18 protein-coding genes are annotated in these 20,564 nt (G+C 45.6%); 15 read left to right on the top strand and 3 right to left on the bottom strand.

Features of this window, described 5'->3' with window-relative positions; all coding sequences use genetic code 11:
* The first annotated feature begins 212 nt into the window (after nt 1–212).
* The 7 genes from AB4Z08_RS18795 (at nt 213) to AB4Z08_RS18825 (ending at nt 10,775) form a co-directional block, all read left to right on the top strand.
* On the top strand, nt 213–725 hold the full coding sequence (locus tag AB4Z08_RS18795; RefSeq protein ID WP_441575476.1) for a hypothetical protein: 513 nt from the start codon (nt 213–215) through the stop codon (nt 723–725).
* 77 nt (nt 726–802) lie between these two features.
* Nucleotides 803–1,351 (top strand): RNA polymerase sigma factor, encoded by a 549-nt coding sequence (locus AB4Z08_RS18800; protein WP_441575306.1) that lies wholly within the window; start codon nt 803–805, stop codon nt 1,349–1,351.
* 75 nt (nt 1,352–1,426) lie between these two features.
* A complete protein-coding gene (locus tag AB4Z08_RS18805) occupies nt 1,427–2,479 on the top strand; it encodes a FecR family protein (RefSeq protein WP_441575307.1) in 1,053 nt (350 codons plus the stop codon).
* A gap of 81 nt (nt 2,480–2,560) precedes the next feature.
* Nucleotides 2,561–6,016, top strand: coding sequence for a SusC/RagA family TonB-linked outer membrane protein (locus AB4Z08_RS18810; protein WP_441575308.1), 3,456 nt, complete (start codon nt 2,561–2,563; stop codon nt 6,014–6,016).
* Nucleotides 6,017–6,038: 22 nt separating this feature from the next.
* The gene (locus AB4Z08_RS18815; RefSeq protein ID WP_441575309.1) at nt 6,039–7,739 is read left to right on the top strand and encodes a SusD/RagB family nutrient-binding outer membrane lipoprotein; all 1,701 of its coding nucleotides are present in this window, start codon (nt 6,039–6,041) and stop codon (nt 7,737–7,739) included.
* Nucleotides 7,740–7,775: 36 nt separating this feature from the next.
* Nucleotides 7,776–9,131, top strand: a complete 1,356-nt coding sequence (locus AB4Z08_RS18820) for a PhoPQ-activated pathogenicity-related family protein (RefSeq protein ID WP_441575310.1) — start codon at nt 7,776–7,778, stop codon at nt 9,129–9,131.
* A 12-nt stretch (nt 9,132–9,143) separates the two neighbouring features.
* The gene (locus AB4Z08_RS18825; protein WP_441575311.1) at nt 9,144–10,775 is read left to right on the top strand and encodes a glycerophosphodiester phosphodiesterase family protein; all 1,632 of its coding nucleotides are present in this window, start codon (nt 9,144–9,146) and stop codon (nt 10,773–10,775) included.
* Here AB4Z08_RS18825 and AB4Z08_RS18830 read toward each other — a convergent pair whose 3' ends face one another.
* Nucleotides 10,776–11,633, bottom strand: a complete 858-nt coding sequence (locus tag AB4Z08_RS18830; protein ID WP_441575312.1) for a glycerophosphodiester phosphodiesterase family protein — start codon at nt 11,631–11,633, stop codon at nt 10,776–10,778. It abuts the gene before it with no gap.
* Between the two features lie 267 nt (nt 11,634–11,900).
* Between AB4Z08_RS18830 and AB4Z08_RS18835 the strand changes: the two genes are divergently transcribed.
* The 6 genes from AB4Z08_RS18835 (at nt 11,901) to hisG (ending at nt 16,774) form a co-directional block, all read left to right on the top strand.
* Entirely contained in the window at nt 11,901–12,377 is a 477-nt protein-coding gene (locus AB4Z08_RS18835) for a group II truncated hemoglobin (RefSeq protein WP_441575313.1), read from the top strand.
* A gap of 340 nt (nt 12,378–12,717) precedes the next feature.
* Nucleotides 12,718–14,142 (top strand): hypothetical protein, encoded by a 1,425-nt coding sequence (locus tag AB4Z08_RS18840; protein ID WP_441575314.1) that lies wholly within the window; start codon nt 12,718–12,720, stop codon nt 14,140–14,142.
* Between the two features lie 19 nt (nt 14,143–14,161).
* Nucleotides 14,162–15,217, top strand: coding sequence for a phosphoribosylaminoimidazolesuccinocarboxamide synthase (locus AB4Z08_RS18845; RefSeq protein WP_441575315.1), 1,056 nt, complete (start codon nt 14,162–14,164; stop codon nt 15,215–15,217).
* A gap of 42 nt (nt 15,218–15,259) precedes the next feature.
* The gene (locus AB4Z08_RS18850; RefSeq protein WP_441575316.1) at nt 15,260–15,583 is read left to right on the top strand and encodes an AbrB/MazE/SpoVT family DNA-binding domain-containing protein; all 324 of its coding nucleotides are present in this window, start codon (nt 15,260–15,262) and stop codon (nt 15,581–15,583) included.
* Between the two features lie 18 nt (nt 15,584–15,601).
* A complete protein-coding gene (locus AB4Z08_RS18855) occupies nt 15,602–16,123 on the top strand; it encodes a hypothetical protein (RefSeq protein WP_441575317.1) in 522 nt (173 codons plus the stop codon).
* Between the two features lie 3 nt (nt 16,124–16,126).
* Nucleotides 16,127–16,774, top strand: a complete 648-nt coding sequence (gene hisG / locus AB4Z08_RS18860) for an ATP phosphoribosyltransferase (protein ID WP_441575318.1) — start codon at nt 16,127–16,129, stop codon at nt 16,772–16,774.
* Here the strand turns inward: hisG and AB4Z08_RS18865 are convergent.
* Nucleotides 16,771–17,937: an acyltransferase family protein gene (locus AB4Z08_RS18865; RefSeq protein WP_441575319.1), complete on the bottom strand. Its 1,167-nt coding sequence runs from the start codon at nt 17,935–17,937 to the stop codon at nt 16,771–16,773. The genes hisG and AB4Z08_RS18865 overlap by 4 nt on opposite strands.
* A 219-nt stretch (nt 17,938–18,156) precedes the next feature.
* On the opposite strand from AB4Z08_RS18865, the gene AB4Z08_RS18870 reads away from it, so the two are divergent.
* On the top strand, nt 18,157–18,534 hold the full coding sequence (locus tag AB4Z08_RS18870; protein WP_441575320.1) for an iron chaperone: 378 nt from the start codon (nt 18,157–18,159) through the stop codon (nt 18,532–18,534).
* Nucleotides 18,535–18,647: 113 nt separating this feature from the next.
* Here the strand turns inward: AB4Z08_RS18870 and AB4Z08_RS18875 are convergent, their stop codons facing one another.
* Nucleotides 18,648–19,625 carry a Gfo/Idh/MocA family protein gene (locus AB4Z08_RS18875; RefSeq protein WP_441575321.1) on the bottom strand — a complete coding sequence of 326 codons (978 nt, stop codon included), beginning with the start codon at nt 19,623–19,625 and terminating at the stop codon, nt 18,648–18,650.
* Nucleotides 19,626–19,771: 146 nt separating this feature from the next.
* Here AB4Z08_RS18875 and AB4Z08_RS18880 point away from each other — a divergent pair, with 146 nt between their 5' ends.
* Nucleotides 19,772–20,539, top strand: a complete 768-nt coding sequence (locus AB4Z08_RS18880) for a hypothetical protein (protein ID WP_441575322.1) — start codon at nt 19,772–19,774, stop codon at nt 20,537–20,539.
* Nucleotides 20,540–20,564 lie beyond the last annotated feature (25 nt).

Below are 20,564 nucleotides of genomic sequence, written 5' to 3' on the forward strand. Positions count from 1 at the left end.
GAATTACGAATTAGGAATTACGAATTACGGGATTATATAAGAGATTGTAAACGCGTACATCTCCTATATAATCCCGTAATTCGTAATTCCTAATTCGTAATTCCTTTATGAACTAATTGTTACCCCGTGAGGGATTTCCCATTTCCAAACGAATACATAACAGGAAGCTTCCACACCAATTCATCATCCCTATCATTTAACTTAAAAAAGTTATGCGCAATTTTATACCTGTAAAAGCACTCATACTGTTGGCAGCAGGACATCTGCTGGTAGTGTCCTGTAAAAAAAATAAAGATGCTACTCCTGAAAAATCGCAGAAATACCGACAGATTGCGGGTAACTGGCAACAAAAGGATATTGTTTTTGCAGTGCCCGTAAAGCTGGGCGGACAAAATATTCCTGCAGGTACCAGCATTATTGCATTAGCGCCACTGCTGGGTCCCGCAGGTGCTTTATTTACCTGCACCAAAACAAACAGCTACCAGTTTAGCGCCGACGGCAACTTTGCCATTACTGGTTGTACGCAACTGATACTACCCACTGCCGGCAACGCAGGCACCTGGAAACTGGATGTACATGACGCGGTATTTTTACTGACTTCCCAAAAGGGTGATAACGATCCGCACTGGATGKAAAATGTCAGCGACTCTACCCTCGATCTGTCAATTACAGTGACTATTCCAGGAGTAGCCACTGCACCGTTGGTATTGAAACTGAAGAAGTAAGGAAGGGTTAAAATAACAATAATATAATCAGTAATTCCTTGTATCTTGTTTAGGTCCATTAGATATTTGCGATCATTATGGAAAGTATCGTACAGGATATAAAGAATGGAAATATCGAAAGTTTTAAAATGATATATCAACAATATCATTCAAAACTTTATTTCTACGTATTGAAATGTACACACTCTGTTTACCTGTCTGAAGAAACTGTACAGTTATCTTTCATACTACTTTGGGAAAGAAGGGAAAAACTATCAACAAATTTTAATATCTCTGCACAGCTATTCCGTATAGCCAAAAGCGTGATGACAGACCTCCTGCGGAAGCAGCAGGTCAGGAACAGGCATACCGAGTCGATGGTCCGCGAAACACCGGACTGGCATATGGAAACAGACCTTACCGTGAAAGAAGAATTAAAGCGGGTATATAACAGTATTGAACAATTATCTCCCATCAGGAAAAATGTGTTTAAACTAAGCCGCTTTGAAGGACTTCCACATAAAGAGATAGCCAAACAGTTGTCCATCTCCCCAAAAACAGTTGAAAATCACATTGTACGGGCTATCCGGCAGTTAAAAGACTCCCTGTTGTTATTACTCATCGCGATGGTATCCCATCTCCTCTGACCTTTTTTTCTTCTTCCAATATTTACTAATTGTTAAGCAGTGAGGGATTTACTGTTTTCAAACGAATACATAGATATGAAGCATCCAGCAACATTACTTGAAAAGTTTTTTCGGGGCGAGTGCAATGAATCAGAAAAGCAGGCAGTCACCGCATATTTCGCGGAGCACCCGGAAGCTTTACAACCCTGGTTAACAGAAGAAAGCTGGCATTCATTTCATCCGGATAATGCTTTACCAACAGCCGTTTCCGACAAAATGCTGGCCGTCATTGAAAGTCGTACGTATCAACAAAAAAAGGTAAAAACAATCTACTATAAATGGATCGCTGCCGCCGTGCTGGGTCTTGCCTTCACCGGCTTCTTATGGAGCCGTTATGATAAAGCGCCCGCAAAAACAGTAGCCGCCACTATTCCGGTAGCACAGCCGGCTGTTGCACCCACCGTGTATCAGCAACAGGTGAATAATACCCGGAAAATAATGCCGCTCCGTTTAAAAGATGGTAGTGTGGTGGAACTGGCGCCAGGCAGCCGGATAAAATACCTGCCATCATTTGCAGTTACCGGCAGGGAAATTTTTTTAACGGGAGAAGCATTATTCAAAGTTGCTCCCGACAAAGAAAAACCATTTACCGTGTATGCCGGCAACCTGGGTACTACCGCTTTGGGCACCGTATTTAAAGTAACCGCCTGGGGCGCCGGTAAAGGCCCTATCAGGGTGCAACTGATCAGCGGCAAGGTAATGATCAAACCAGACAGCGCATCGGGCAGTAGAGGGATAAAAACCACCTACCTGTTACCCGGCCAGGACCTGTCCTTTGATCCGGTTAAAATGGTCGCTGTTGTCAACCAGGTGAATAAAACACTGGTGGCCGCCAACAAAAAAATAACGGTGAAGCCCGAAAAAGAAATATTTACTTTCAGCAATGAGCCGCTGGCAAATATTTTCAGGTTAATGTCGGAAAAATATAAGATCACTATTCAGTGCCAGGAAAGTACGCTGACAGACATGAGCTTTACAGGAGTTTTCGATAGTAGCAAAGAGTCGCTAACCGATTTTCTGTCTACCATCGCCACGTTAAACAACCTTACCATTAAGCAGACAAACAATGTTATTTACATAACACAATAAGCAGAACATAACAGTCCATACTATAGCTATTGCGGCCTGAAAAGGCTGCCAGTGATTCCTTTTGCCTAAAAATGAAATATTATGCGTGTAAACATCCGACCATCCCGAAAAGATCGTCCCACCAAAACGATTTGGTTGCTCCTATTATCGCACTTATGTATAGGTAGCCTGCTGGCGCAAAACACACATCCTGCTGCCATCGGAATTATTAAAAGTGACAATACTGAAATCCTTGCCCATGTGATGGTAAGAGTAGAAAATGCAGATAACAATGTATTGGCCAACACCACTACCAACGAAAAAGGTATTTTTACGTTTGCGAAACTACCCGCCGGCGGCCCCTATCGCTTCATCTTCACGCATATCGGTTACGTAACAGATACCCTCAAAGGCTATACGATCAATGACTCCAGCAAGTTGTCGTTGTCCGTAGTCCTGAAAAAAAAAGTAGAAGAGTTAGAACAGGTACTGGTCACCGCGCTGGGCATTAAAAGAGAAAAGAAAGCATTGGGCTACTCCGTAGAAGAACTGGGCGGCAAAGAATTTAACCGTGTCACCCAGGAAAACCTGTTAAATGCGATGTCCGGTAAAGTAGCTGGTGTCACAATTAATGCTACAGGTGGTACCGGCTCCTCTGTGAGCATGATCATACGTGGCGCCACCTCCCTGAGCAGTGATAACCAACCCCTGTTTGTAGTGGATGGTGTACCCCTTGCCAACACCGTTAATAACATCAGCCAGATTGGTAAAGATAATATGGTGGATTATGGCAACGCCATTTCCGATATTAACATGGACAACATCGAAAGCGTCACCATACTGAAAGGCCCCAGTGCGGCTGCTTTGTATGGCTCCCGCGCGGGTAACGGTGTAGTACTGATCACCACCAAAACCGGTAAAAAAGTGAACCGCGCCACAGTGAATGCATCTATCAACACAGTATTTGACATTCCTTATAAATTCCTGAAATGGCAAACCAAATTTGGCTCCGGACAATTCTCCGGCATCCCGGTTTCCCGTAGTGGTAATTTACTCACCAACCCTTTTGGCACCGTGATATCAGAAAATATTGATGGCACCTTCGGTGCGGAGCTGGATATGGGTTATGAAGAAGTACAATGGAACAGTCCTAAAGATAAAAATGGCAAACCGATACCAATGCCTTTGGTATCACACAAAGACAATGTGAAAAATTTTGTCAACACCGGCATGACGACCACCACCAGCGTTTCCCTCGCTAACAACAACGACAAAATTGCTTATCGTGTGGGATATGCCAACATGACCAACAAAGGCATTATCCCTAATACTGACCTGTTTAAAAATGCGCTGAACCTAAACTCCAGCTTACAGGTAAACAAAAAATTAAGCCTCAGTACCAACATAGATTTCAGTCGCACCAATTCCAATAACCGCCCGGCCGGCGACAGAGGCGCCAATCCACTGCAGGCAGTATACAGTATTTCTCCCCACATCGACGTACGTGATCTCAGAGACTACTGGATGCCCGGCCAGGAAGGGCTGCAACAGCGCACACAAGCCAACGGCGTATTCAACAACCCGTACTTCCTCGCCAATGAAGTGAAGAACGGATTTGTAAGAGACCGTGTATTCGGTAACATCAGAGCCGACTGGAAAATCCTGCCCTCCCTCAGCTTCATGGCCAGATATGCCCTTGATACATATGGTGAAAAAAGAGAAACGAAAATTTCCAACAGCTACCTGAACAATCCCGGTGGCGCATACGGTATTATCAATATCAATAACTATGAACGCAACATCGACCTGCTGTTAACCTACAAAAAAGATATCCGCGATTTTGACTTCTCCATTTCTGTGGGAGGAAACAAACGCTATCAGACAGGTAAAAATATTACTACCTCTACTAAAGACGGCACCGGATTGAATACACCAGGTGTATATACCATCCAGAACATTGCCCCGCAAAATCTGAACTACAGCAGCAGCATGTATGAAAAAGGTGTAAACAGCATCTACAGCATGATCAATCTGGGATATAAGGGCATGGCCTACCTGGACGTAACCGGCCGTACTGACTGGTCCAGTACTTTACCTGAAGCAGCCGCCTATTTTTATCCTTCTGCGTCTCTTAGCTTGTTGGTGAATGAAATGGCAGGCATTACCTCCGATAATATTAACATGATCAAAGTAAGAGGTGGCGCCGCCCAGGTGGGTAATGATGCCGCTCCTTATCAGCTGTTAGGTACTTTATATAATGCAGGCGCCTGGGGCAACATTCCCCGGCTCTCTACTTCCGGCAACCTGCTCAATCCTTTTCTGAAACCGGAAATAGCCACTTCCTTTGAAGGCGGAGTGGACGTAAACCTGTTTAAAAACCGTTTACGCATGGCCGCTACCTATTACATGGTAGAAAATAAGAACCAGATCTTCAGTCCTAAAACAGCACCTTCTTCCGGCTATTCTTCCCGCAACATCAACGCTGGTTTGTTAAGAAGCAGGGGCATAGAATTAACCCTTGGCGGCACCCCGGTGCAGCGGAAAAACTGGAGATGGGATATCAACGCCAACTTCACACGGAACAGGACCAAAATTATTTCCCTGCCCAATGATCTCCCCTACTATACACTCTGGGAAGAAGGTAAAGGCGGCGCATGGACGTATGTAGGAGAAGACATCGGCGATATTTACGATGCGCAGGTGGTGACCGTTACCGATAAATCATCTCCCTATTATGGCTATCCATTGCTGGACAATACCGGTAAATGGCAAAGTATAGATGCCATCAATACCCGCAACAAAATCGGCAACTTCAATCCTAACTTTATCATGGGATTGCAAACGTCCATTACCTATAAAAACTTTACGCTGAGCATGACGTTCGACTGGAGAAACGGAGGTGATTTTGTATCCCAGACTTACCGCTATGGAGAAGAAAAAGGGAACTCGCAACTTTTCCTCGACAAACTCACCAACCCTGGCAATATGAAAGGACAGGAACTCAGGGATTACCTGGTGAGCCACCAGGATGAACTGATCATACCCAGCGGTAACAAATTTCCTTTAGTGGGTGGCCCTACACCGGAATACAATGGCTATCCGTTTGCATATGGGCCCTATGTATTGCCTTATGGTGGTGTATTTATTCCGGGGGTGAGAGCCAAAGGCTATGATGCCAATGGTAACCCTACCGGCTATACGGAAAACCTGGGTGGTACAGGTACGCTTACGCTTCCTTATGCTGGCAGCACCGCCTGGTCGTTTGCCAGGGCTTTCCTCTTCCCGGCTTCTTACCTGAAGCTGAGAGAAGTATCATTTTCTTATGAGTTACCTAAGAAGCTGATCTCTTCTGCCAAAATACAAAATGCCAGCATTGCTGTTTACAGCAGAAATATTATCCTGTGGACAGCTGCAAAAATCGGCATCGATCCGGAAAACGCCTACCAGCCGTCTACCAGTGTACAGGGCTCCGGTATGCAGTTTATGCAGGGCATCGAAAGATATAATGTCACCCCCTGGTCTATACCAATGGGCGCTAAACTGAATGTTACTTTTTAAGAGCTCATTTAACTACTGCAACATGAAAACAGTTACTAAATCATTTATACTTTGCCTTGGGTTGTTAGGTGCTTCTATGTCGTCCTGTAAAAAGGACCTGATGAAGTTGAATGAGAACCCCAACGGCTCCAATCCCGCCACCATCAATCCTAACCTGGTATTATCTACCGTATTAACGCAGGCCGGCATAGAAATCGTGACACTGGGCTACCAGGATATGGCTGGTGTGATGCAACACACACAGAAAGATGGCTGGACCACCACCCACAATGAATACGACTGGGGAGGCAGCAACAGCTGGACCGCCTATTACGATATCCTGAGAAATAATCAGCTGGTATATGACCGGGCCGTTACCTTGCAAAACGAGTTACAGCAAGGCGTTGCGCTGGTCATGAAATCGATGATGTTTGGACTGATCACCGACCTGTGGGGTGATGCACCTTATTCCCAGGCATTAAAAGGTGAACAGGGCGCTGGTGCTACTACACCGGTATATGATCCTCAACAGGCGATTTATACCGGCATACTGGCTGACCTGGAAAAAGCCAATACCCTGCTTTCTAAACCTAAAAGCGCTTATCCTGCCCTGATTGATGCCGTAGATGTGTATTACCAGGGCGACCCGGTAAAATGGCGCAAAATGGCCAATTCCCTCGCCTTACGCTACTATATGCGTTTGTCAGAAAAGCTGCCCAACATCGCAAAAGCTGGTATTGAAAAAATAGTGGCTGATCCTGCACAGTTTCCTATCATCACCGATGCAGCAGATGATGCCACCATGTCTTTCCCCGGCAACAGCAACGCGGACTCCTGGCCGGCCAACGTAGTATATGATACCGATAGCAGCAACTACCGCAGGCTGAAAATGTGTAACACGCTGGTGACTTCCTTACAGTCATTGCATGATCCGAGACTGGCTGTATGGGCTAACAAAGTACAATGCTTCCTCCTGGTAGATGATACCAAACCTCCCGGCACCGGCAACGTTTATAAACCGACAGATACGGTAGTCGCCGGCGAAAACAGGAAAGTAAGATATATTTCTCCGGACGTACTCGCCTCTAAAGGGCTAACCATAAACGATATTAACCAGGATGTAAACTATGTTGGATTGCCACCGGCCATCCCCGGCCCTGCCGTATATAATTTAAGTCCGGATGCTGCGCAGGGTTCCAGGAACCCGCATGTATCCTGGCTGAACGATATTTACAAACAGGCCAAAGGCCCCTTGCTGAAAGCCCGGTTAATATCTGCTGCAGAAGTACATTTCATTTTAGCAGAAGCCAACGCTGTAAAAGGTTGGGCTGCCGGTGACGGGGAAACCCATTATAAAGCTGCCATACAGGCCTCTTTTAATACCTGGGGTATTGGCAGCAGTGCAGCAGCTTATCTTGCACAGGCCAATGTAAAATTCAATCATACCCAGCAACAGATCATTGAACAAAAATGGATTGCCAGCTGGACAGCCGCCACAGAAGCATGGGCTGACTACAGAAGAACAGGTTACCCGGCATTACATGCAGGCCCTTATGCCAAAGGTCCCGTTGTACCCGTGCGCCTGTATTATATGCTGGAAGAAAGAAACCTGAATAAAACCAATATCGCCGAAGCCATGAAACGGCTGGAAGTAACTACCTATTCCTCCTTTGGCGCTAATGGTCCTCAAAATAGTCCCTGGTCCAAGCCGTGGATTATTCAGGGCACCGGAAAACCATGGTAAGTATTATTTTTATTACGCTAAATCACTCATCCGCATATGAAGCAACTATTTTTAAAGACCTCGACCGCATTATTTGTCAACCTGCTTTTACTGGCGGCAGCATCCGCCCAGCAAACCGTTACGCCGGCCACCGCCCTGAAAAGCTATCTGAATAACGGAGACAATTCCTTTCACTGGGAGCTCAAAGATTCATTTACGGTCAATAATGTTAAAGCTTATAGCATCCTGCTCACTTCCCAAAAGTGGCGGGAATACACCTGGACGCATCAGCTCACCGTTTTTGTTCCTCCTGCGGTGAACTATGATGGGGCCCTGCTATTTATCACCGGCGGTTCTGTGAAAGAAGGCCTCCCTAACTGGAACGGACCTACGGATGAACTGTATCAGCAGATGGCGGTAGTAGCCGGCACCAACAATGCGGTAACGGCAGTGCTCAGACAAACACCCAATCAGCCGCTCTTTAAAAACCTGACGGAAGATGCCCTGATATCTTTTACCCTTCACAACTTCAAAGAAGATGGTGACTATACCTGGCCGCTCCTCTTCCCGATGGTAAAAAGTGCCGTGCGTGCTATGGACGTAGTACAGGCATTTACAAAAGAAAAAGGCTTGCATAATATTAACCGTTTCCTGGTTTCCGGCGCATCCAAGCGCGGCTGGACCACCTGGCTTACCGGCGCAAATGATGCCCGCGTAGCGGCCATTGCTCCTATGGTCATTGATGTATTAAATATGCCGGTAAGTCTGGATTACCAGATTAAAACATGGCATGAATACAGCATACAAATCGAAGATTATGTAAAACTGGGTATTCCCCAAACGGCACACACCGAAGGCGGACTGGCTATTAACACCATGATTGATCCCTATTCTTACCGTAAGCAACTCACCATGCCCAAGATGATATTCATGGGCACCAATGACGAATACTGGGTAGTAGATAATGTCAAAAATTACCTGGATAGTATCCCGGGCAAAAACATGCTCAACTACACCCCTAACGCCGGGCATAACCTGGGCGACAAAAAACATGCGTTCGAAGGCCTGAGCGCTTTCTTTGGTACCACACTGAATCAGCAGACATATCCTGAATGCAGCTGGAGCACCAAAACCCGTCACGGCAAAATCCAGCTCACGGCAAAATCCAGCGCCGACAAACTGGTAGACGTAATATTGTGGTCGGCCTATTCTCCCGATCTTGACTTCCGTAATGACAAGTGGGCATCACAAAGTCTGGGTAAAGCACATCAGTCTACCGTAAAAGTAAGCACTCCACTGCCGGCAAGCGGCTATCGCGCCTTTTATGTGGACCTGCAATACAGCAACCCCACCGGCGGCACCTATACCGTAAGTACCCGTGTATTCGTGACCGATACCAAAAAGATTCTATAATCAAAAATGCACATGAAAAGACTCCTCATATTCGCCGGCACCTTTCTTTTTATTTATTCCGCTATCGCGCAACAGGCAGCCTCACCGCTGCCTGTTACCAAAAATAAATTTGTGGTAGTAGCACATCGCGGCAACCATGTAGATATGCCGGAAAATACAGTAGCAGCGATAGCAGCTACGATTCAATGCGGCGCTGACTATGCAGAACTGGATCTACGCACCACCAAAGACGGACAACTGGTACTGATGCATGATGGCACCGTTGACCGAATGACCAATGGCAAAGGCAATGTAGCCGACCTTACCCTTGCTGCCATCAAACAGCTAAAGGTAAATAGTAAAGATGGCAAAGACTACCGCGTGCCTACCTTTGCAGAAGCGCTACAGGCCTGCAAAGGTAAGGTGAATATTTACCTGGACTTTAAAGACGCCGATGTAGCCGAAACCTGGAAGCAGATCCAGGCAGCAGGAATGGAGAAACAGGTAATTGTTTATCTCAATAAAAAAGAACAATATAAACCCTGGAGAAAAATCGCACCACAAGTGCCCCTGATGAGCAGTGTACCCGATGAAATGAACAGTCCTGAACAGTTGAATTATTTCCTCGACAACATTGCATTAGCAGTACTGGATAATGTTACCGACAGTGCGATGCTGGCCGTTGCCCGAAAACACAATGTGGCCGTGTGGCTCGACGCACAAACACCTACTGAAGGCCCGGCCGACTGGAACGCTGCGATGCGCAAAGGAGTACAAGGCATACAGAGCGATCATCCTGAAGCACTAGTCAGCTACCTCGTTAAAAACAATCTCCGCGATGGCATCACCGGCACTGCGATACTCCCTGCTGTGACTACCGCCGCACCCACTTATATTACGCTGCGCAACGTCCCTTATGGTGATGCAGGTGAAGATAATATGCTGGATGCTTACATGCCGGAAGACCATAACGCGAATACTAAAATAATTGTATACCTGCATGGCGGTGGCTGGACAGGTGGTGACAAAAAAGAATTCCCTAAACAACTCATCGAAGAACTGGCCGGCAGACTGCATTACGGCGTAGTATCTATGAACTATCGCCTGATCAGGGATAACAAAAATATTTATCCTGCTCAGCTGGATGACGTACGGAAAGCATTGGCTTTCATTTCTTCCAAATCTAAAAAACTGAAATTCGATGGTAGCCAGTTTGCATTGATAGGTGGTAGTGCAGGCGCTTATCTTGCCCTGCAATATGCATATGCCTGTGATAGTATGCACCAGGTAAAAACAGTAGTGGATTTGTGGGGACCAACAGATCTCACTGACAAAAAAGTGCGGCAGGAAAATAAAGATGCAGATGAAAAAGTAGCGCGCCTGCTGGGCGAACCTGATCCGGCGGCAAAAATCGCTTTTGATGCCAGCCCGTATTATCAACTTACCAAAGCAAGTGGAGTACCTACCATCCTGTTCCATGGCGGAGAAGATCCATTGGTGCATGTAAGTCAGGCGGAGAAGTTACACAGGAAATTAACTTCGCTGAACATTCCTACACAATTTGAGTTGTATCCAACAGAAAAACATGGAGTAGGGTTAACAGCTTCTATGGATGTATTTACAAAAATGATTACCTGGTTAAAACAATATTATCCTGCTCAATAATTATTTGTGCAGGCCTTTCTTACGCAGGTATGCCAATAGTTTTTCCGGAAAGTTCGTCTGGATAGCATTGGCATACTTTGCGTCTCTGATCCGCTGATCAAACCCGCTATCTGCCTGTTGCTCCTCCAGTTTATCATATTTCCCCAGTGCATTGATCCAGATCCTTGTTCCACTGTGGGTAATACGTTGCATCAATGAATCAGCATAAAAAGTATCGTCTATATGGATCACCGGGAATTTACCCATTTTAAGGATCTCTCCTATCTCAGTTATGTTATGCGCTCTCGGCATGATGGGTAATTTTGGATTCCACTCCAGCAGCTGCGTCGCAAACGGATGTTCGTAAATAAAGAATAATACCTGGTCTTCCATTTTGTGGGTAGCAATCAGCGATACCGCCTGTTTTGCAGCGTCCTTACTGTCTGCTTTAAAGTCTACATCCACCATAATTTTCCCTTTAGTCAGCTGCAGCAGTTCTTCAAACGTGGGAATCTTTTCTTTCGTAGGCAGCCCATTGTATAATAGTGGGAATTGCAATAATTCCGCGTAGGTATAGTCTATTATTTTACCTGTTTTACCGGTAGCGCGGGTAATGTTATCGTCATGCATGATGATGAGGATATGATCTTTTGTTTCCTGCACATCAATTTCTGCGATGTCGATTCCCTGATCAATGGCTTCCTGTACGGCGGCCAGTGAGTTTTCCGGATATTTGGTATGGGCAGCACGGTGTGCCGCCACCATGACATGTTCCGGATGATGATAAAACTCATCAAGGATAGCATCTACGGGTCTGGTTTGTTGTGCTGTTGCGGTGATTGAAATGGTGTATAGGAGAGATAACACGAGGTGTTTCATTTCATAAATTTTTACCCTCAAGATACAACATACAATTTGTTGTAAAAGAGGGAACGTATAAAATAACAATCCCTTCTTATGAAATAGTGTACACACAAAATTTGCCTCCGGCAGAAAAAAGCATAACTTGAAATAGCTTTTCCTTCTGGTAGTGTAAACATCTTGTTCAGTGATGCCGCAAATGCGCCAGGGCCAACAAGTTCACCGCACTTACTTTTTGGTAGGCTCTTGATTACCATGTTTAACCTTTTTAGCTTTACTTAAAAAATGACCAACAAAAGTATCCCAACATTGTACGAATGGGCCGGCGGTATGCCGGTATTTGAAAAACTGATCCGTGCATTTTACGACAAAGTGGTACTGGATGAATTATTAGGCCCGGTATTTAAACATATGTCGCCCGAGCACCAGTTGCATGTAGCCCATTTTATCGCCGAAGTTTTTGGCGGACCAAAACTATATAGCGGAGGAGAAGGATCACATGCGGCCATGATCCAGAAACACCTGGGGAAACACCTCACGGAAGCACACCGGCAAAAATGGGTGCAGCTTTTACTCGCTACCGCAGATGAAATGGATTTGCCGGCAGACCCGGAGTTCCGCTCTGCCTTTGTAGCATATATAGAATGGGGTACCCGGATAGCAGTGATCAACTCCAATGAAAAAGAAGTCCAGATGAATCCCGATGAACCTATGCCCAAATGGGGATGGGGAGAACCCGGCGGACCTTACCAGGCACCGTGAGTCCAATTTCGGATAACATTTATTTATACATACACCCGCCGGATCATCCCGATCCGGCGGCTTCTTTCCTGCCTGTACACGATTATAAAATTTGAATTTTGAAAGAAATGACATAACTTTAAATACATAGTTTATGAAGCTATAACACGTTAACATATTAAGAATAAAAATTTGTTTCTGAACCTCAAAGTGATTTGTTTTAATTAAACCCCTTAGACCGGAATTATCTGATTTATCCTGAATGATCGCCTCCCCCAGGGCAATAAACATCCTTCATCATAAATAGGCTTTTTGCAGGAGTTAGCAGGCATTACTATCTCATTTTCTCAAAGCAGCTACTTTGAAAGATCAACTGTCTATACCAGCCACGGTAGATATGAACCCCTTCCGCTCCATATTTAAAAATAAATATGCCGGCTATCGTATCGTCACCATGCCGCCCGGATGGCGGGAAAAGGAAGAAAGCGATTTTACCTTTGTGCTTTTTAATGAAGAGCTTACCCCTTCCGAGCTGCGCGATTTTTTCACTATCGCCACCGCGCAGCAACTTATTAATCCCAGACCTGTCAGCAGAAACCTGCTGGAGCTCTCTTCCCTTTTCCACCCACTGTTCTTTGAACGGTTCCGGCAGGAAGCCGCTACCGATCCGGCGGATGAAGCATATAGTCAATTTATACAGTCATTGAAAACATATCACCCGCTGCTGTCCGTAAATGCAGACACGGGTATGGGCACCAACCGGTATTACCTGCAGTCGTTGCTGTTTCTCGCCGGCTGCACCCTCAGCGCGGCCATCATCCAAAACCGCTTTACAGAAGCCACCATACAAAGTAAACTCGACCGCCTATGGCAGGTATCTTTTTACCTGGAGTCCCTGGAGATAGATACGATCACCAGGGAAGCACTGCAGCAATTTGTGCTGCAATGCGGCTATGCTACGGACAGTCCTTCCTTTGACCGGATCAGTGCCATCAAAAAGATGTACGGCCGCTTACTGACGGCGTTAAGCAGTGGCGTGGCCACTACCCCGCTGCTGGTGAAAGAAAGCCCGTTGACGCCTGCACAGCAGGAACGCTTTGGCTTTGCAGCTGACCTCCACAGCATGCTAACCGAAAACCTGCTCGCCATATTTGTATACGGTTCCTCTGTTACCAGTGAAAGCTTCGCAGACTATGACGTCATCTTATATGTAAAAGATGCCGATGCAGCATTACGCAAACTAAGCGGACAAAACCCCACCTATAAAGGAGTGGATATTAACATCAGTGTATATGATGAAGGGGACTTTTACGGTTTTCAATCCTTGTCCGGCGACAATCTCGATCAGCATGTGCTGTGCCTTTACGGAGAAGCTGTGATACCAGTGAAATCGGCTGCTGATCTGTTATACCGCAACTTCAGCTTCGGGTATGTACGCATGCGCCAGCTGCTGGGCATGGCGGGATTCCTGGCCAAAGAAGGTACCCACTCCGGACTGGAAGGCAAAGCGAACCTCTATCAGTATTTTATTAAAATCCCCATGCATATTGCAAAAGGCATGCGGGCGGCGATGCACGCCCCCAATAATAAAGAACTGATCAATCAGTGGACGAAAGTGACACTCAATTACGCCATAGAAGAACAGGTAGCGTTTTGCGAAAATGGCCGCCCCTGGAAAGCTATTTCCAATGCCTACGCAGCTACCCTGAAATTACTGTATGTACTCAATGATACCTACCACGCCTTTGCATACGATGAATGGGAGGTACCGGAATTTTTACGCTAAAAGATAAAGCATGTCAAATATGAAGAACATCGGAATAATAAATCATTGCAGCGCCCTGACCGGTAGCCGGGTTGCTTACGCAGTACAACAACTGCAGGAGCTGGAGTTTCCCATTACCCTTATTGATCCCTCGCTGTCGGAGAAATATGATATATGCCTCCTATTGAAAGATACCCCGGAGCAGGCGCCTGATCCCCATACGATCACCATTAACACGGCAGTGCAAACAGAAAGCATTATAGAACGTATCCTGCAAAAGCTACCCTTTGATTTTGAACAGCTATCGCTTTTAGTGGAAGGAGAAAGCAAAATCATTAAATACTGGACGCCGAAAGTGGTGATTGAAAAATTCAAGCCTACAGTATATTCGTATACACATAATCGTTATGGACTGGTAGATGGTACCGATGCCATCCGCATTAAATTCACCACTGCCATATACCGTAAAATGACAGCTTACGGCAAAGGTCGCCCATATGCCCCTGCCAGCGCATTCCTGGCCGAAATAGAAAATGAACAGGGCCTGTTCATTGTACAGCACCTGGTAGATACCTGTAACATAGAAACAAGAATCAAAAGATATCATATCGGCTCACCCGTACACCGATACCTGTATACCGCAAAGTATCCATCTACCCGCAAGGATCAGGCGCCCATTACGACCTGGACCCGCTTTGACACCCCAGTGGTATGTTTCGACTGGCGTCATCCGCTTACAGATGAAAAAAATAACCGGCTGGCAGATGAACCTATTTCGGATGATTACGCCGCACTATGGATACTGGACCTACCTTTTGCCAAAAAGATGGCGCTGGAAACTTTCCTCTGGCTGGAAAAAATGTTCTTTCAATCCGGGATCACCTTAATTGATATGTGCATTTTCATTGACCGTACCGGCAAACTTATCTATGGAGAAATCAGTCCCGATTGTATGCGCATCCGCTGGAACAGCCTCCATCCTGAACAAGCTGAATCCATGGATAAAGACCTGTGGCGAAAAGGAGCTGCCCCGGAAAAATTATATGAAAATTATGAAAAAGCTTATTCTTCCATGTTCAATATAAACCAGGAATAGCAGGCTATTCCCGGTGATATATCTCACTAAAAAAATAAAAAAATGGCTACTTCATTCAAAGAAAATCTCAGCAGCAGGACCATTTCTCCTGCAGGTATTATTACCCTCCCTCCTGCTGCCCGTCAGCTGCTCAAATTTGAAAAGGGACAGGGCAAGCGTGTAGGCATCACCGTAGAAAAAGACAAGGTGGTGATTTATCCAACGGCAACGGATAAACGACCTTTCAAAGCAGTATCCGCACGCGGACTGATGAAGCTGAACCAGGCTGCAGGCGCCATCCTTAAAAGCGGGCATAAAGGCGCCGGCAAATACCAGGTAAAGCTGGATGAAAGAGAAGGCAATGTACAGCTCTATCCTCATCATTAAGATAGCCGCAACAAACGCATGGATCAACAACAACGCCCCTTAATACTGGCAATAGACGGACATGACGGCGCCGGTAAAACCACCATGGCTACCCTGCTGGCACAGGCTACCGGAGGCACCTACCTCCGCCCCTTTGGTGGAAAAACAGGCGCCGCCCTGATTGCGCATGCAGCAAAAAAAGAATACCAGCAGGTGGCTGACCTGGGAAGAGCAGCCATCAATACCCTCTTACAGGAAAACGATCAGGACATACTGGTATTCGACCGACACTGGATGACCATCTTTACCCTGATACCCGCAGCATATCGGCAGGACTGGCTCCCGGTTCCTCCCACTACACTTTGCTATGCTGGGATCAGCACCACCCTGCAACGACTGGCCATAAGAACAGAAGAAACGTTCGATATAGACTATCACACCGGCTACATGGAACAATATTTAAGTTTAGGAAAAGCTTTCGGCGCCAATATTCTCAGAACAGATCAGCATAGCCAGGAAGCATGCCTCGCTCAATTGCTGACATGGGCAACTAATTTATAACATATGCAACTATATCATTCCGATTCACGCCACATAGATGCAACACCCCTTAGGATAGCAATCGGCAAAGGGAGGGGCTTCCATGAGTCTTTATCATTTATAGAGATGTCCACCTCTCCGTCCTTTCACAGCTTCAGAAAAGGAGACGTTCCGGTGTACCACGACAGCGCCCGCAACATAACATTGCTGACTGTACGTAGTAAAGATATGTGCTGGCTATTGGAACAGGGACATATAGACGTCGGCATCGCCAGCTCCATATGGTTTCATGAATACGGCTTTCCCGGCCTGAGCTGCCTGCAGCCACTACCGCTGCAACAATGCCGCCTGTCGCTGATAGCACCGCGGCCCGTCCCCTTATCGCATATCAAAACGATCTGCACAAAATTCAGCGCCATCTCACAAAACTATATCACGGCGCATCATATGACAGCCCGCATCATTCCGATGGAAGGCTCCCATGAAGCAGCTCTCTTCCTTCATATTGCAGACGCCATTGTAGATGTGATTGAAACCGGGAGAACCATTGAACGAATGGGATTCTGTGAACTGGATACTATTACTTCCCTGAGCCATGAAATATGGACCCGGAAAACGGATATCGTCACCCGGCAAAGATTAGCAGCGTATTTTAAACAGCCTGTTTGTTAAACCGTCACGGTTTCCACTGCTACTGGTGCCCCGTCCAATTTTCGTTTATCCAACACCCGCTGTCTGAGCCTCAGGAAGGGTACCTCCACTATTTTATTCAGTACAAAAGCCCCCGCCAGTGCTGCCAGCAAACTCGCCACCAACATCAGGTTGCCTTTGGGTACCATCCCCGCTTTTTCAAAGAGTGGCTGCACCAGGTGTATCACACCCTTATGCGATAAATAAAGAACAAAAGAGAGTTTCGCTATCAAAGCTGTAGCACGGCTGCTCACCCGGTATAGAAAGCCGGAGGGACTCACTGCCGCAATGACCATTAATCCATACCCCACAGATATCAATGGATATCCGAAGATAGAAGCCGCAAAACCGCTCTGGTCTTCACACAAAAACCAGGCACCCGCCAACACCAATATACTGATGCCTAAAATCGCATTGCCATGCTTTGTAATCCTTTCCTTTACTGATGGCTTGAAGGCAAACAATGCGGCAATAGACACCCCGGCCAATAAACCATCTAACCGGTTGTAAGTAGGATAGTACATATACATGTACCAGTATTTCCATGCATTATCTGCTGCTGCTGTAGGCACAATCAGGTAATGCCAGCTATATAACCGGACCCCGAAACCAAAAAGAAACAACGCCACCAACAACACCCAGCCCTTCTTTTCCGCTTTAAAAGCGATCAAAGCCGCCAGCACCAATGGAAAAAACAAATAAAAGTGTTCCTCCACACACAACGACCATGCATGCGAAAAGGTGCCGCTGGTTTTAAGATCTAACCCCAGGTTTTGTGTAAATGTCAGAAACTTCCACAGTGGCGGCAAGCTTTCCCTTTCCCGGAATGCAGGAATCAAAAAATAAATAGCCAATACCACCAGGTAAGGTGGGATGATCCTGAAGAAACGTTTAATGAAAAATTCCGGCAAGGAAATGGCTTTCCCCCTGGCCATTCTTTCAAACAGTTGCGAAGAAATCAGGAACCCACTTAATACAAAGAATAAGTCGACCCCTGTCCAGCCGAAGCCCATTACTGTATCCACCCATTCCGGATGCGCAAACATGCGGTAGTGATAAAACAATACCATAATAATGGCTAAAGCCCGCAAGTGGTCAAGTCCTATTAACTTTTTGGGTTCGGCGGACGCTGTTGGATATGTCATAAATGATTTGGCCTGTTCGCTATGAATGAACGCTTTTCACATGAAGGAAAGTAGCGGTAATAAAGGTAATTATAAACCGTAATAATTTTATTTTATTCCCGGTACTTTTGAGGCCGCCTCTTTTTTGTCGCATACAGCACCGGTTATTGTCGCCTTTGCACCACATATCACCGAAAGCGAAACCGTAAATTTGTAGGGTTACTCAAATTACTGATCGCCATGAAAAGTACAACTATCAGCACCATAGATGAATACATCGCCGGCTTTCCGCCAGACATTCAGGAGATATTGGAACAAGTACGAGCCACTGTTAAAAAATCGGCCCCCAAAGCGGAAGAAACCATCAGCTATGGCATGCCGGCCTTTAAGCAAAACGGCCACCTGGTATATTTTGCCGCCTTCAAAAACCATATCGGCTTTTATCCCATCCCATCGGGAATGGAGCAATTCAAAGCCGAACTGGCCGGATATAAGACCGGGAAAGGATCTGTTCAGTTTCCGCTCGATGAGCCAATGCCATTGACCCTGATAGGGAAAATTGTAAAATTCCGGGTAAAGGAAAATGAGAAAAAATCAGCGGCAAAGAAGAAAAAATAACACCCGGATAAAGATATCCTGAGGATTTGAAACGATGAAAAATAATGCTTTCATTACGAAATCAAAAAACCGGAACAAGTAGTAGTTCCAGTTTTTTTTATTTCGTAAGATGTTTACCGTTGCTGCGTAAAGCTATCCATTAGTTGCATAGATAGTATCGCCTGCTTCGCGGAACAAGGATTTGGCCCTTTCCCTAAAAAATAATTCGTTACCTGTTCTATCATCGGCTGTTGCACATGTGGTAATGCGTCAAAAGTAAATGTTTCTGATAGCCCGTCTTTACGCAGGGTGATCTTACTTCCAAACACCGGGAAACTGATCGTGCCTGCTGAACCAGTTATTTCACACACATCTTGCTGATCCTCTTTTGACACCGTAAAACACCAGGTGCCATTGAAAACAACACCATTCTTAAATAAAATATGCCCGGTTACCAGGTCGTCTGCCGGCGACAGATCTGCCTGATTCACCGCGATTCCAGCCGCATGCGCTACTTCTCCAAAAAAGTAAATCATTAAATCCAGCTGATGCGGGGCCAGATCATGGAATAAGCCACCACCCGAAATCGCTGGATCCAGGCGCCAGTTAGTAGTGGAACCCGCAATCAGCTTAGAAGCCGGTGGCTGCAACATTTGTAAGGATACAAAACGTACAGCGCCGATGGCATTGTCCGCCAATAGCTCTTTTACTTTTAAAAACACTGGCTGTGCCCTGCGGTAATGCGCTACGCTTAACTTAATATTACTGCTCAAAGCTGCTTCATTCATACGAATGGCGGCAGCAGCATTCAGGGTCATGGGTTTTTCCACATACACCGGTTTACCTGCAGCGATAGCCATCAGTGTATACTCCTCATGCTGCAATGGTGGCGTAGCTATGTATATCGCATTTACTTCCGGATCATAGATAAGTTGTGCGGCATCGTCATACCATTTAGGCACGCCATGACGCATAGCGTAATCCTTTGCTTTGGCTGCATCTCTGCGCATCACCGCTACCAGCGAAGAGTTGGGCACTTTATTGAAAGCGGGGCCGCTTTTCACTTCTGTTACGTCACCGCAACCAATAATACCCCATTTGACTATTTCCATATGAAAAGAATACTGTTGACAAACGTGCAGCAAATTAATATTTATCCCGCAGAATTTTTCAGCTTGATTTAGTACATTCACGAATACCCTGCCAGCACATCCCTGGCATTAACATGATAAAATTGAACCCAACAATCCGATAAACCATGCATTTAAACGGAAAGATTTCCAGTATCACCTCCATTAAATTCGGCGCCGATACTACAGCAGAAGGAATAGTGAAAGGCGAGCCCGTATATAGAGATGAAAACACCTTTGCCGTGATATTTAACGACAAAGGAGATTTATCAGAGAAAGGCCGATGGAACGATAATGGAAAATCAGACACCAAACGAATTTTCAAATACGATACCATAAAAAATTTGAAAGAAGAAAAAGAAGTAGCTGCAGATGGTACCGTATATAGGAAATTTGTTTCCCTCTTCAATACACTGGGGCAGGAAATAGAATGGCAAATGAGTGAGAAAGGAAAAGGTATTACCGCTAAAGTTTTAAGCACATATGATGCAGCCGGCAACAAGATAACAGACCAATCATTTTATAAAAAAGACAGACCCGGCGGCAAAACCACCTATCAGTACAATGAAAAAGGACAGATGATAGAAAGAATTGACAGGAAAGCTGATGACACCATTGATCTGATACATCATTATACCCATGATGATACCGGCAATGAAATAGTGTATAAAAATTTTAAGGAAACAGACGTATTAAACAGGATGAGTCATTATAAGTATGACCAACACAATAATATGATAGAGGAGCAGGCATTCAATTCCGATGGAAGCGCAGACGCTACCTATACTTATACATATGAATATGATGGGCAAAATAACTGGGTTAAGAAAGTGCAGTTTGTCAACAACAAAGCCCGGTATATCATCGAAAGAGAAATTCAATACCAGTCAATGTAAAAAGCATTGATCTTATTTTACCGCG

The organism is Chitinophaga sp. RAB17 (genome assembly GCF_052114225.1).
In the GTDB taxonomy this organism is placed as follows: Bacteria; Bacteroidota; Bacteroidia; order Chitinophagales; family Chitinophagaceae; genus Chitinophaga.